11 protein-coding genes and 1 pseudogene are annotated in these 13,884 nt (G+C 49.0%); 3 read left to right on the top strand and 9 right to left on the bottom strand.

The window, feature by feature from the left end; genetic code table 11:
• Positions 1–11: 11 nt before the first annotated feature.
• From hslU to O9H85_RS08060, 8 genes are all read right to left on the bottom strand, one after another.
• Entirely contained in the window at positions 12–1,409 is a 1,398-nt protein-coding gene (gene hslU / locus O9H85_RS08025; RefSeq protein ID WP_269880801.1) for an ATP-dependent protease ATPase subunit HslU, read from the bottom strand.
• A gap of 18 nt (positions 1,410–1,427) precedes the next feature.
• The gene (hslV, locus tag O9H85_RS08030; protein ID WP_269880802.1) at positions 1,428–1,973 is read right to left on the bottom strand and encodes an ATP-dependent protease subunit HslV; all 546 of its coding nucleotides are present in this window, start codon (positions 1,971–1,973) and stop codon (positions 1,428–1,430) included.
• 147 nt (positions 1,974–2,120) lie between these two features.
• Positions 2,121–3,449, bottom strand: coding sequence for an FADH(2)-oxidizing methylenetetrahydrofolate--tRNA-(uracil(54)-C(5))-methyltransferase TrmFO (trmFO, locus tag O9H85_RS08035; protein ID WP_269880803.1), 1,329 nt, complete (start codon positions 3,447–3,449; stop codon positions 2,121–2,123).
• 45 nt (positions 3,450–3,494) lie between these two features.
• Positions 3,495–5,597: a type I DNA topoisomerase gene (topA, locus tag O9H85_RS08040; protein ID WP_269880804.1), complete on the bottom strand. Its 2,103-nt coding sequence runs from the start codon at positions 5,595–5,597 to the stop codon at positions 3,495–3,497.
• 40 nt (positions 5,598–5,637) lie between these two features.
• Positions 5,638–6,741 carry a DNA-processing protein DprA gene (gene dprA, locus O9H85_RS08045; RefSeq protein WP_269880805.1) on the bottom strand — a complete coding sequence of 368 codons (1,104 nt, stop codon included), beginning with the start codon at positions 6,739–6,741 and terminating at the stop codon, positions 5,638–5,640.
• A 130-nt stretch (positions 6,742–6,871) separates the two neighbouring features.
• Positions 6,872–7,804: a succinate--CoA ligase subunit alpha gene (sucD, locus tag O9H85_RS08050; RefSeq protein WP_269880806.1), complete on the bottom strand. Its 933-nt coding sequence runs from the start codon at positions 7,802–7,804 to the stop codon at positions 6,872–6,874.
• A gap of 69 nt (positions 7,805–7,873) precedes the next feature.
• A complete protein-coding gene (gene sucC, locus O9H85_RS08055; RefSeq protein WP_269880808.1) occupies positions 7,874–9,034 on the bottom strand; it encodes an ADP-forming succinate--CoA ligase subunit beta in 1,161 nt (386 codons plus the stop codon).
• A 344-nt stretch (positions 9,035–9,378) separates the two neighbouring features.
• On the bottom strand, positions 9,379–9,639 hold the full coding sequence (locus O9H85_RS08060; RefSeq protein WP_269880809.1) for a hypothetical protein: 261 nt from the start codon (positions 9,637–9,639) through the stop codon (positions 9,379–9,381).
• Positions 9,640–9,814: 175 nt separating this feature from the next.
• On the opposite strand from O9H85_RS08060, the pseudogene O9H85_RS08065 reads away from it, so the two are divergent.
• Positions 9,815–10,498: pseudogene (locus tag O9H85_RS08065) on the top strand (magnesium chelatase domain-containing protein); the annotation flags it as partial.
• Between the two features lie 14 nt (positions 10,499–10,512).
• On the opposite strand, the gene O9H85_RS08070 reads toward O9H85_RS08065, so the two are convergent.
• Positions 10,513–12,168 carry a recombinase family protein gene (locus tag O9H85_RS08070; protein ID WP_269880811.1) on the bottom strand — a complete coding sequence of 552 codons (1,656 nt, stop codon included), beginning with the start codon at positions 12,166–12,168 and terminating at the stop codon, positions 10,513–10,515.
• Between the two features lie 227 nt (positions 12,169–12,395).
• Here O9H85_RS08070 and O9H85_RS08075 point away from each other — a divergent pair, with 227 nt between their 5' ends.
• Together O9H85_RS08075 and O9H85_RS37705 are read left to right on the top strand one after the other, a co-directional pair.
• Positions 12,396–13,085: a hypothetical protein gene (locus tag O9H85_RS08075; RefSeq protein WP_269880812.1), complete on the top strand. Its 690-nt coding sequence runs from the start codon at positions 12,396–12,398 to the stop codon at positions 13,083–13,085.
• Positions 13,052–13,366: a nucleoside 2-deoxyribosyltransferase gene (locus O9H85_RS37705; RefSeq protein ID WP_409348117.1), complete on the top strand. Its 315-nt coding sequence runs from the start codon at positions 13,052–13,054 to the stop codon at positions 13,364–13,366. Before O9H85_RS08075 ends, O9H85_RS37705 begins: the two co-directional genes overlap by 34 nt.
• Positions 13,367–13,884: the final 518 nt, after the last annotated feature.

A 13,884-nucleotide genomic window follows, 5' to 3' on the forward strand; every position in this document is an offset into this window, starting at 1 on the left:
CATGGCGACAATTACAATATATATTGGCTTAAATCGCGGTTCTGCACGATGCCCGATAGCTTCTCACGGACATACTCCGGCGAGATGACGATTTGTTCAAGCGTAATTTCGGGCGCTTCGAAGGATAGGTCCTCCAGAAGCTTTTCCAGAATCGTATGAAGCCGCCGAGCACCGATATTATCCGTATTCTGATTAACCTCGGCCGCAATTCTCGCAATTTCTACAATGGCTTCGTCGGAGAATTGGATCCGGATCCCTTCGGTCTCCAGCAGAGCCGTGTACTGCTTCGTCAGCGCATTCTTAGGCTCCCGCAGAATGAGCACAAAGTCCTGTTGACTTAAACTGCTGAGCTCCACCCGGATCGGGAACCGCCCTTGAAGCTCCGGGATCAGATCGGAAGGCTTCGCAATATGAAACGCGCCGGCCGCCATAAACAAAATATAATCGGTCTTCACCGGACCGTATTTGGTCATGATCGTTGAGCCTTCGACAATCGGCAGAATGTCCCGCTGAACGCCTTCCCGGGAAACGTCGGGCCCGCTGCCGCGGCCGGAGCTGCATATTTTATCGATCTCGTCGATGAAAATGATCCCGTCCTGCTCCGCGCGGCGCACCGACTCCTGAATGACTTCGTCCATATCCAGCAGCTTCTGCGCTTCTTCCTGCGTCAGCGCCTTGCGCGCTTCTTTGACGGGAAGTTTACGCTTCTTCGTGCGCTTCGGCATAAGGCTGCCGAACAGCTCCTGCATATTCATGCCCGCCTGCTCATTGCCCTGCCCCGCAAGCATATCCAGCATCGATGGCGTATGGTCCTCCACCTCGATTTCCACCAATTGGTTCTCCAGCTCCCCCCGGAGCAGCTTCTCCCTCATTTCCTGACGCCGGGAAAGCAAGGAGGCGTCAACCTCGGTGTCTGCATCCGACGGTGCCGCTCCCTGCTGGCCGAACAGCATCTCCAGAGGATTGCGCTGTGACTTCGGCTTCGCCGGATTGGGAACCAAAAGCGTCACGATGCGGTCGTTGGCCAATTGCTCGGCACGGTCCTTCAGCTTCTCCGTCTTCTCGAGCTTGACCATCCGGATGGACGTTTCCACCAAATCCCGGACCATGGATTCCACATCGCGCCCGACATAACCGACCTCGGTAAACTTCGTCGCCTCCACCTTAATAAAGGGCGCGTTCACCAGTTTGGCCAGCCTGCGGGCAATTTCGGTCTTGCCGACGCCGGTCGGTCCGATCATCAGAATGTTCTTGGGAACGATCTCCTCGCGGAGCGACTCTTCCAATAGGCTTCTCCGGTACCGGTTGCGCAGCGCAACGGCTACCGATTTCTTGGCTTGCTTCTGACCGACGATATATTTGTCCAACTCGACTACAATTTGTTTAGGGGTCCATGCTTGAGGCTTCAACCGAAACAACCTCCCCGATTATTCGATTTCTTCAACAATGATGTTATGATTCGTAAATACGCAGATGTCCGCCGCCATCGTCAGTGCGGCATGGGCGATGTCCTTGGCGCTCATCGACGGCGCGTAACGGTGCAGGGCCCTTCCCGCAGCCAGCGCAAAGCTTCCGCCCGAGCCGATGGCCAGAATGCCGTCGTCCGGTTCGATCACTTCGCCGTTCCCCGACAGCAGCAGAAGCCCCGTGCGGTCCATGACGATCATCATCGCTTCGAGCCTGCGCAGCACACGGTCCTGCCGCCAATCCTTGGTCAGCTCCACGGCGGAGCGCTGCAAATTGCCGTGATGCTCTTCCAGCTTCGCTTCGAATTTCTCGAACAGCGTAATCGCATCCGCTACGGAACCGGCGAATCCGGCGATCACGTTGCCGCGGTACAGTCTTCTTACCTTCTTGGCCTGGCTCTTCATCACCATACTGTTGCCGAAGGTCACCTGTCCGTCACCGGCGATGGCACCCTTGCCCTGATGACGGATCGCAAAGATCGTCGTAGCGTGAAAGGTTTGCTCCATAACCGCTTCCTCCTCCATTCAAGACGAAAACTAAGCCGAACCAGCTTAGTTTGGAATATTGCTGCCATATAGAAGAACAAGCAGCAACAATCGTTTCCATTGCTGCTGCTTTCTTAGCACAAAAATTATACTATCATAGTCCGGCAATCATTTACAAGCCGAATTGTATTCATTTTGTGAAAAATTCTGAATTTTCTCAATTGCCCGATGAGCGATCGCTTCGTTCTTCAGCTTCTTGTTCCTAATTTTTTCCTCAAGCGGCAGAAACAGCCCGAAATTCGCATTCATCGGCTGGAAATGGTTGAAGTCCGCTGTGGTAATATAATTTGCCATACTACCGAGAGCGGTGTCCTGAGGCAGCACCAACGGCTCCAGGCCCTTGGCGTAGCGGGCGGCGTTTAGCCCTGCGATCAAACCCGAAGCGGCGGATTCCACATAGCCTTCGACACCGGTCATTTGGCCGGCGAAGAACAGGTTGTCGCGACCCTTGAACTGATACGTCGGCTTCAGCAGCTTCGGAGAATTAATGAACGTATTGCGGTGCATCACGCCATAGCGGACGAACTCAGCCTGCTCAAGGCCAGGGATAAGCGAAAGCACCCGCTTCTGCTCTCCCCACTTCAAATGCGTTTGAAAGCCGACCAGATTAAACAGCGTGCCAGCGGCATTATCCTGACGAAGCTGAACGACGGCGTAAGGCAGGGTGCCGGTGTGCGGGTTCACGAGACCGACCGGCTTCATCGGACCGAACAGGACGGTTTGACGCCCGCGTGAAGCTATAACCTCAATCGGCATGCACCCTTCGAAGTAAATCTCCTTCTCGAATTCTTTCACCGGCGCCGTTTCGGCGGAAATGAGCGCCTCGTAGAAGACGTTGAACTCCTCTTCCGACATCGGACAGTTCAGGTAGGCGGCCTCTCCTTTATCGTAACGGGAAGCCAGGTATACCTTGCTCATGTCGATGGAATCCTTCTCTACGATCGGCGCGGCCGCATCGTAGAAGTAAAGATAGTCCTCCCCGGTAAGCTCCTGCAGGTGCTTCGACAAAGCGGGGGATGTCAGCGGCCCCGTCGCGACGACGGTAATGCCGTCCGGCAGTCCTTCGAGCTCCTCGTTGCGCACCTCGATCAGCGGGTGATTCCGAAGCAGGGAAGTCACCTCGTCCGAGAAGCCGTCACGATCCACGGCCAGCGCGCCGCCGGCGGGAACCGCATGCTTATCCGCCGCACGAAGGATGATCGATTGGAGGATTCTCATTTCTTCCTTCAATACGCCTACGGCGTTCGTCAGCCCGTTGGCCCGCAGCGAATTGCTGCACACCAGCTCGGCGAATTTATCGGAGATGTGCGCCGGTGTTTTTTTCACCGGACGCATTTCATACAGAATCACGGGCACGCCCTGGCTGGCAATTTGCCAAGCGGCTTCGCTGCCGGCCAGTCCGGCTCCGATTACAGTTACTTTTGGTACGTCTTGCACTTTCCATTGCTCCCTTCAAACGTAAGACCGAGGCAAGCCGGCTGTCTAACCTTCATCCCGTTCCTCTTCTTTGGCTTCTTCTTTAAAATCGCACTGCACGCATTGGACGAACACGCCGGACTTGTTCCGCTTCTCGATCAGCATCGAGCCGCAGTTCGGACAAGGATGGTCCACCGGCTTATCCCAAGAGACGAAGTCGCATTCCGGATACCGGTCACATCCGTAAAAGATCCGTCCTTTCTTGCTGCGCCGTTCGATGATTTTGCCCTGTTTGCAATTGGGGCACGTGACCCCGATGTCCTTCACGATCGGCTTCGTATTGCGGCAGTCCGGAAATCCGGAGCAGGCCAGGAATTTGCCGAAGCGGCCCATTTTATAAACAAAATGCCGTCCGCATTTCTCGCAAATCTCATCGGACACTTCATCCTGGATTTCGATCTTTTCCATTTCTTCTTCCGCGACTTCGAGCCGCTTCTCAAACGATTCATAGAACTGGCTTAATACCTGTACCCAGTCTTCCTTGCCTTCTTCGACATGGTCGAGCTCTTCTTCCATCTGCGCCGTAAATTCGACGTCCAGTATTTCCGGGAAAAACTCGATCATTTGCTGAATAACCAGCTCGCCCAATTCCGTAGGCACGAACTTCTTCTCTTCGATCGCGACGTAGCCCCGCTTCTGGATCACTTCCAGCGTGGGCGCGTACGTGCTCGGACGTCCGATCCCCATTTCCTCCAATGCTTTCACGAGGCGCGCTTCCGTATAACGCGGAGGCGGCTGGGTAAAATGCTGCTTCGGGCCGATCGCGTTCTTCTTTACTTGATCCCCCGTCTTCAGCGGAGGGAGGAATTTCTCGTCATCGGCAGACTCTTCCGCATCGTCATTTCCTTCGACATACACTTTGATGAAGCCCGGAAATTTGATCTTGGAGCCGACCGCCCGGAAGACGACCTCTCCCGCCGTGATATCGACCGTCATCGTATCAAGAACGGCGGAAGCCATCTGGCTCGCCAAGAAGCGCTCCCAAATTAATTTGTAGAGCCTGTATTGATCGCGGCTCAGATGTTCCTTGATCTGGTCCGGCTCGCGCAGCACCGAGCTTGGCCGGATTGCTTCATGCGCATCCTGGGCATTCGTGTTTTTCTTCAAATACGTGCGGGGCGTCTCCGGATAATAGTCGTTACCGAATTTGCCGATAATGTATTCCTTCGCTTCATCCTGCGCTACGGGGGAGATTCTCGTAGAGTCGGTACGCATATAAGTAATCAAGCCGACGGTGCCTTCACTGCCAAGATCGATCCCTTCGTACAGCTGTTGAGCGACCGACATCGTCTTGGAGGCGCGGAAATTCAGCTTGCGCGCCGCTTCCTGCTGCAGAGAGCTGGTAATGAAGGGCGGCGAAGGATTGCGATGGCGTTCCTTCTCCTTGACCTCGCTTACAACAAATTCGGATTTCTGAAGCGCGGCGAGAACCTCTTGAACCTCCGCTTCATTGTGAAGCTCCTTCTTGTCGCCGCGGAAGCTGTAAAATTTCGCTTCAAATTCCGTCTTGCCGGTGGCCAGCTTGGCCGTAATCGACCAATATTCCTCAGGAACAAAGGCTTTGATCTCGTTCTCCCGGTCAAAGATGAGCTTCACCGCCACCGATTGCACGCGCCCGGCGGACAGCCCTTTCTTCACTTTCTTCCATAATAAAGGGCTGATCTTATAGCCGACAAGCCGGTCCAATATACGCCGTGCCTGCTGAGCGTTAACCAGGTCTTGATTGATCTTGCGCGGCGTCTTGAACGCATCCTTCACGGCCTGCTTCGTAATTTCGTTAAACACGACGCGGCAGGCATCGTTCTCCGACAAATCCAGATAGTGCGCCAAATGCCAGGCAATCGCTTCCCCTTCACGATCCGGGTCCGCCGCCAGATATATTTTTTTCACGCGCTTGCTCGCGTCCTTCAGCTCTTTCAGAACAGAGCCTTTGCCGCGTATCGTGATGTATTTGGGCTCAAAATTTTTCTTTATCTCTACTCCGATCTGGCTCTTTGGCAGGTCTCGAATATGCCCCATGGAAGCTTTCACGATAAACTTGCTGCCTAAGTATTTTCCGATCGTTTTGGCTTTTGCGGGTGACTCCACAATGACTAGCGAATCCGCCATAGGTGTCCTACCCCCTTCAACATATATAATTAATCTATCATCAAGGTACTGTGTAGACTGAACCCGGAAGCTCCACGATACGCCGTATCATTAGTAAATTTATCAGAACTGAATGCAAATGTCCAAAAGTATATTGGGTTTGCTCCAGCAGCTCGTCGATCGTTAAAGTCCGGCAGGTCAGTAAATCGATAATTTTTTGCTCGTCTTGCGATACAGGATGTCGCAACATTTCGTTATCTTTATGGTGCGCTTTTTCCAAATCCGCTATCCGATCCCTGTACTCCTCCGCAATGTCTTCCGCACAGGTGACGAGCTTGGCGCCCTGCTTCAGCAGCGACAAGGTCCCTGCACTTTTCGGTGAAGTAATCAGACCCGGAACTGCGAATACGTCGCGGGACTCCTCCAGCGCCTGATCGGCCGTAATCAGAGAACCGCTCTTGATCGCCGCCTCAACGACGAGCACGCCTAGACTGAGTCCGGCTATGATCCGGTTGCGCTGAGGGAACAAGCCCGGATGCCCTTTGGTGCCGATCGGATATTCCGACAGGACCAGCCCCTTCTCCGTAATCCGGTCGTACAATCTCCGGTTCTCCGGAGGGTATACCTCGTTAATGGAGCAGCCGAGCACGGCAATGGTGGAGCCGGGTCCCGTAAGGCCCCCGTCATGTGCCGCACTGTCGATTCCGCGCGCCAGGCCGCTTACGATACACATTCGATAGGTCGAAAGCGATTGGGACAACCGCTCGGCGGCCATTTTTCCGTAAGCCGTCGGATTGCGGGTGCCGACCACGGCAATGCATGGCTTGCGTACCATATCGAGCTGCCCGCGATAGTATAATACCCAAGGAGGCTGAGCGGTTTCACGCAGCAGCTCCGGGTAATCCTCATCCCATACGGTGACCCAGCCGATCCCCTGGTCTCCATAGACGGCCTCAATACGCTTCAGTCCATCCTTATAAAACGGGAGAAGTCCCCTGTAGATGAGCTCCGCCCGTGCCGGAGGAAGGCCCAGATCCGTCCAGTCTTTGCTTGAGAAGGCGAAAATATCGGTAAGCTCCGGAACGCGTGCTGCAACCCGTTCGATCGTCTTCCAACCGATGCCGGGAATCTGGTGTAAAGCAAATAGCGCTTGTCGGTTGTTCATCTAGTATATATCACTCCTTTAATAAGAAACAACTTTTCGGGAAAGACCCGCTTCGGCTGCAAAAAGAAACAGCCTCCCCACTCCGCCTTTTGCGGAATAGAGAGGCTGCTTGCCGCTCAATAATCCAAGCTTATTTCTTTGTGATGCATTTCTCGAGAAGACCTTTTTCCTCCAGCACGCTTACGAGCGTGGAGCCCATTTCGGAAGGCGTCGGAGCTACCTTGATTCCGCAGCGCTCCATGGTCGCCACTTTCTCTGCCGCCGTACCTTTGCCGCCGGAGATAATAGCGCCGGCATGACCCATGCGCTTTCCTGGAGGCGCCGTTTGGCCGCCGATGAAGCCGACAACCGGCTTCTTCATGTTGGCAGCGATCCATTCAGCCGCTTCTTCTTCCGCCGTACCGCCGATTTCGCCGATCATGATGACCGCATAGGTGTCCGGATCTTCGTTGAACAGCTTCAGAATGTCGATAAACTCGGAGCCCTTCACCGGGTCGCCGCCGATACCGACAGCAGACGATTGGCCGATGCCGCGAGTGGACAATTGATGCACCGCTTCGTACGTCAGCGTTCCGCTTCGGGATACGACGCCTACATGGCCTGGCGTATGGATGTAGCCCGGCATAATGCCGATCTTGCACTCGCCCGGAGTGATGACACCAGGGCAGTTCGGCCCGATCAGGCGGGTTTTCTTGCCTTCCATGTAACGGGCAACTTTGACCATGTCAAGCACCGGGATGCCTTCCGTGATACAAATCGCCAGGTCCATCTCGGCGTCAACAGCTTCCATGATCGCATCGGCTGCGAATGCAGGCGGTACGTAGATAACGGATACGGTAGCGCCGGTAGCCGCTTTGGCTTCAACAACCGTGTTGAAAACAGGCAGAGAAACGGTCGTTCCGTTCTCCAGCGTGATGTCGACGTTCGTGCCGCCCTTGCCCGGTGTTACACCGCCTACCATTTGCGTGCCGTAGTCGAGGCCGCCCTTGGTGTGGAACATACCCACGGATCCGGTAATCCCTTGTGTGATGACTTTTGTATCTTTATTAACCAAAATACTCATGTCTATTGTTCACATCCCCTGAATTTTTTGACGAAAAAAAGCAAATGCCAATCAGCCGTTAGTCCTAGATTATTTCACCAGAGCAACGATTTTTTGCGCGCCGTCCGCCATGGAATCAGCCGCAACGATATTCAAGCCGGATTCATTCAGAATCTTTTTGCCGAGCTCCACATTCGTACCTTCCAGACGGACGACGAGCGGACGGGTGAGGCCGAGCTCTTTTGCCGCTGCCACAACGCCCTCAGCGATGATATCGCACTTCATGATGCCGCCGAAGATGTTGACGAAGATACCTTTAACTGCCGCATCGGAGAGAATGATTTTGAACGCTTCAGTTACCTTCTCCTTGGTAGCACCGCCCCCTACGTCAAGGAAGTTGGCCGGTTCGCCGCCGTAATATTTGATAATGTCCATCGTAGCCATAGCCAGACCCGCACCGTTAACCATGCAGCCGATGTTGCCGTCCAGCGCGATGTAGCTCAGGTCATACTTGGATGCTTGGATTTCCTTCTCGTCCTCTTCTTCCAAGTCGCGCAGCTCTTGAATGTCTTTGTGACGGTAGAGCGCATTGGAATCGAAGTTCAATTTGGCGTCGAGCGCCATCACGTTGCCGTCGCCCGTAACAACCAGCGGATTGATCTCGGCGATGGAGCAATCTTTGTCGACAAAAGCGTTGTACAGCGCGATCATGAATTTTACCGCTTTGTTCACGAGCTCGCTTGGGATATTGATCGCATAAGCCAGCTTGCGCGCTTGGAACGCTTGAAGGCCGATCGCAGGATCGATCACTTCTTTGAAAATTTTCTCCGGAGTATGAGCAGCCACTTCTTCGATCTCCGTGCCGCCTTCTTCCGAAGCCATCATAACAACGCGCCCGGTGCCGCGATCCACGACAACGCCCACGTAATATTCTTTCTTGATATCGCAGCCTTGCTCGATCAGGAGGCGCTTTACTTCTTTGCCTTCCGGACCGGTTTGGTGGGTCACGAGGACTTTACCCAAGATGTCTTGTGCATATGTACGAACTTCGTCGAGGTTCTTGGCTACTTTCACGCCGCCTGCCTTACCGCGTCCGCCTGCATGGATTTGAGCTTTTACGACAACGACCGGCGTACCCAGCGCTTTGGCTGCTTCAACCGCTTCGTCCACCGTGAAAGCGACTTTACCTTCCGGCACGGCGACACCGTACTGCTTCAGCACTTCTTTGCCTTGATACTCATGAATATTCATTTAGCAAAATCCTCCTATCAGTAATGGCTTACTATATGGATTCGACAAACCCGGAGGGATCGCCGACCGCTAACGGAACGTGCGAATACCGGACATATGCTTGTCCGGTCAGACACAAACCTTAATCATTGTAACACTTTTTTCGCGCAGTTTCCTTAATTTTTGGCGGAATATGGCAGTTTTTCAATTAAACTTTTTTATTGCGTTTGAAAAGAATGCTTATTCGGCCCGCTGCCTCCTTACAGCTTGGCTTACTCCTGGGGGAAATATGCATCGGCAGGAGGGCGAACATGCAAAAAACGCATCGCCCGCCCAAGGGAAATGCGTTTTTTATCGTTCGCTTTTTACAAATAAGAGGGATTGGTAGGCGTCATGGCCCGCGGTTCTCGTTCCGCCTGCTTGATGAAGCGCATTTCGTTGGCCGTATAGCTGCAGACCAAGCATTGAATCGTAGGCTCTTGATCCTCCAGCTGCAAAGGCTCGCTAAGCTCCTGAATGGTGCCCGACAGCGCATCCTTCAAAAACCGCTGGGAATAGCTTGAAATGATGCTGAATTTGACACGGTTCGACCGGCAGTTCGGACAATAGTAAGGTTTTTCCTGCATCGTCATCACCTCTATTTCTCATTGTAACCAAGTTTCACCGGGATTAGTCCCTCTTCATGCTGAAACCGCAGGGTTGCAACCGGTGTGAGCGAAGAGTTACAATAAGCATATGACGGCGTATAAGGAAGCACCTTTGGCCATGAATCGAATATTCATGGGGAAGGTGTTTTTTGTTATGTACGGAAAAGTAATCAGCGCATGCCTTCATGGCGTGGACGGCAAGCTTGTAGAGGTGGAAGTAGACCTAAGCAACGGTCTACCGCAGATGAATATCGTAGGGCTGCCCGACAGCGCGATTAAAGAATCGATGGAGCGGGTGCGGTCCGCCGTCAAAAATTGCGGCTTCACCTTCCCGCTCCAACGCATTACGGTCAATCTCGCACCCGCCGATATTCGCAAGGAAGGCTCCGCCTTCGACCTCGCGATCGCCGCAGGGCTCCTGGCCACCAGCGGCCAGCTCTCGTTCGGCCTGTTTCAAGACGCGCTGATCGTCGGCGAGCTGTCGCTGGACGGAACCATCCGGCCGGTGCCCGGGGTACTGTCCATGCTGGCGGCGGCGAAGGAGCATGGAATTCATCGGATTATCCTGCCGTTGGAAAACGTGGAAGAGGCTTCTTGGGTTGGCGGCACCGAGGTGATCGGCTTGTCCCATCTGAATCAGCTGACCGCCGCAGCGAAGCAACCGGCCTGCCCGGAGGAGCTGCTCGCACACACACGGCAATATATCGAACAGCTTCCTAAAGCCGAGGCGCAGCCTTCCCCGTCCATACTCGACTATGTGGATGTCAGCGGACAGCAGCAGGCCAAGCGGGCTCTCATGATCAGTGCGGCGGGAATGCACAATATCCTGCTTATCGGTAACAATATCAATCATTAAAAATGAGTTGTCATATAGTTTATGCCCTCTAGAATGTTGTATTTCTCTGCAATTCGCTTTATTGGTTCATCAAATTTATACATGATCTTCAAAATAGGACGCTTTTCATTCTTTGGATGTCTTTCAACAATTATTTTCAATAAATTTACAAGATGCTCTCTGTTCTTAACTTCTTCAATATTAATATCATGTATTTCCTGAATCACACGATCAAACTGAGAAATTTCATCTAGAATCTCATCATTATTTTTAGATAATTCTTTAATCCTTGATTCAAGTGCAGATATTTCTATATTTAACTCGTTCGCTTTATTATCCAAGTATGCTTTATCAAAATCACCAGAAATATATAAGTCAGCGACACGATTTTTTTGCTGAATAAAATTGTCGTATTTTTGTTTTAAAATATCAACCTCTTTAGTTGTGTCTTGATCAATTCTTTTTGTCAACTCATCTCTGATTCTATATTTGAGAATATCAATCATTATAGACTTATATTTCTCAAATGATTCTTTCACACCTTTTTTTAATATAATATCAAGAGCTTCTTCAATAAGACTTAAGTTAACATTGATGTTATCACACTCATTAGTACCTTTAGATTTTTTAATACTACAGTTATAAAATATTCTGCCGCGATCAATATTTCGTGTATAAGGCTTGCCACATTTACCGCAAATAATTAACCCAGCGTACTCTGATATTCCTTTATATATACCCCTTTGAAGCTCATGGTGTAATTTCCCTTGTTTTAATTTACGAGCCTGTTCAAACGTCTCTTTCGTTATAATTGCTGGAACAACGTCTTCGAATACTTTCCATTCATCTTCAGGCTTCACATGAGCATAACTTTTTTTATTAAAAACTGTCCCAGAATCGTACTTATTTCGCACATTGCAGCCAAAGTACTTTTCATTTGTAAGAATACGTTTTATCATGTTTATCGCAAATCGTTCTCCACCATGTTTTGGCCTATATCCATTTTCTTGTAAATAATTCAAAATTCGACGAATTCCATAACCATTTAAATACAATTCAAATACTTTTTTCACTACTATTGCTTCTTCTTCATTGACCGTCAAGGTTTTTGTGATTGGATGATAATCATATCCGAAGATACCTTTACCACCGACCCTAATGATTCCTTTATTTGCTGATACCTCGTTTCCATCCCTTACTTTCTTGGATTTATCCACTGATTCTTGTTGAGAAAAGTTCAAGAATAAGTTTAATGTGAATTCCTTTTCAATACTATCGTAAATCAAGTCAATATCAAGAAAATGAACTAATACATTATTTTTCAACAGTTCTCTAAGTATTTCAATTATTGCTGCATCTCTTGCAAAACGACTTGTATTTCGTACATATATCTTATTAAATTTTGGTTTCCTGCTTGGGTCTATTTCATATGTAAATTTTTTATTTCCTTTATATTCGTTGATACCTGCATCATAAATCATTCGTTTAAATTCATCGCGCTTTTTCAAACTCGTCCCTGAAATCCCTTTATCAGCGTAAATCTCAACCAATTCTTCATTGGTCATTTTGTTAGACCTGTCCAAAAAATAATCATGCTGATTTTCAAAACTATTGGTTTGGTCTTTACTATTTGTACTCACCCGACAGTAGGCAGCAACTTTTATTATATCCATTTCCCCACTCCAATACTTGATATTGTTATATAACAATTATAATAACACACTGTCATGCAATACAAAATTAAAAGAATATAAAAAAGCATTATCCCACTTGTTTAAATAAACATGTTGACCCACTTGGATATATGTGGTAATCTGAAATTGTCGGAAAGAATCCGCTAAAATAGCCCTTCGAGGAAGAACCTCAATGGGCTTTTTTATTTATGAGAGGTGAATGACTCTTGGAAAAAGAAAAATGTCCTATTTGTGAAATTGGCTATAAAACGGAAGTACGTATGCCCTTTTATAACAGAGATATTGACCAATATAACTGCAAGTGTTGTGGTGAAGTATGGATTACTCAAATTGCGTTAATGGATATGCATAATATCAAGTTAAAAGAAAGGAACGAAATCTCAGCCTTCACCAGAGAACGAACTGTCCATAAATTATCACCGCTCATTATTAGCTGGGAACCATTGCAGGATAATCACATTACTACAATACCGATTAAAGAGATTATTGACCAATTTCCAAAAAAGATTTCTGAAAGAACCGAGAGAGCTCTATTTAACCTTTCTAAGCTTTCAGACCATATGGGTCAAAATATTACAATTGATTTAGATCATGATTTTCCGTTATTTTTTTGCGATGCCTTTAATCGAGATTCTATTAAATTCATGCTTGAAATACTAACTGCTGAAAATTACATTAAATTAACAGAACACGGGGCCACTTCTTCAATAGAACAAGCATCTTCTTATACAATAACTGCTCATGGGTGGAGCAAACTTTATGAATTAGAAACATCTCATAACCCACTTTCGAAGCAAGCCTTTATTGCAATGCATTCGCGTCAGAGTTTGATGGAATTTGGAAGAATGGAATCGATAGAGCTATTCGTGATGCGGGGTTTGAACCATTTCGAGTAAACCAGTCTGAAACGACTGGGAAGATTTGTGATGAAATTATTTCTCAAATAAGACGAAGTAAATTTGTAGTAGCGGACTTCACTGGACAGCGAAATGGAGTATATTTTGAGGCCGGGTTCGCAATGGGTCTTGGTATACCCGTTATTTGGATATGCAACAAGCAAGAAATTGCTGAGGGGAAACTTCATTTTGATACACGACAGTATAACCATATTGACTGGGAAACAGAGGACGAACTTTATACTCGGCTACTTAATCGTATCAAAGCAAATATTGTTTAAAAGAATGAAAGCCCTTGGACGTACTCAAGGGCTTTTTTAACTTTAGTTACAAAACAGAGATGTTCTTGGATCGAATGTACTAGTAACGCTGCTTACAGAAGATGGCCTTTCCCAAGCCTCAATCAAGACAATCTTATCTTTTTGCGTCTCCGACCATACAATGTAACCTTCCCTAGTCAAAGTCTCAAGAACCTTCATTACTCCTGCTTTATCCCTTCCTGTCTTAATACACAATTCGTCAACCATTGGCATACGACTTCGACCAGCCGAATAGTTAGCAATGATACGCAGCATTTTTCGTTCGATATCGGATAACATAATATCACCCTAATTTTTGTTATTATCGCTTATTATACCGAACGCGTGTTCCTATTTCAAGAGAAAAAAAGACCCCACCTTCCGGTTATGGATTAGTGGGGTTAATGTCTATATGAACCTGAATTCAATATTAGCATATCAAACAAATTTCGACAATTGTATCTTGTTTCATTTAGAAAAGAAAAAAACTCCCCTTCTGC

It is taken from the genome of Paenibacillus gyeongsangnamensis, from assembly GCF_027533625.1.
Lineage (GTDB): Bacteria > Bacillota > Bacilli > Paenibacillales > NBRC-103111 > Paenibacillus_G > Paenibacillus_G gyeongsangnamensis.

Coding starts and splice junctions, on each gene's coding strand:
- O9H85_RS08060 (WP_269880809.1), bottom strand. CDS start 9,639: ATGCAGGAAAAACCTTACTATTGTCCGAACTGCCGGTCGAACCGTGTC.
- topA (WP_269880804.1), bottom strand. CDS start 5,597: ATGGCGGATTCGCTAGTCATTGTGGAGTCACCCGCAAAAGCCAAAACG.
- hslV (WP_269880802.1), bottom strand. CDS start 1,973: ATGGAGCAAACCTTTCACGCTACGACGATCTTTGCGATCCGTCATCAG.
- sucC (WP_269880808.1), bottom strand. CDS start 9,034: ATGAATATTCATGAGTATCAAGGCAAAGAAGTGCTGAAGCAGTACGGT.
- O9H85_RS08070 (WP_269880811.1), bottom strand. CDS start 12,168: ATGGATATAATAAAAGTTGCTGCCTACTGTCGGGTGAGTACAAATAGT.
- sucD (WP_269880806.1), bottom strand. CDS start 7,804: ATGAGTATTTTGGTTAATAAAGATACAAAAGTCATCACACAAGGGATT.
- dprA (WP_269880805.1), bottom strand. CDS start 6,741: ATGAACAACCGACAAGCGCTATTTGCTTTACACCAGATTCCCGGCATC.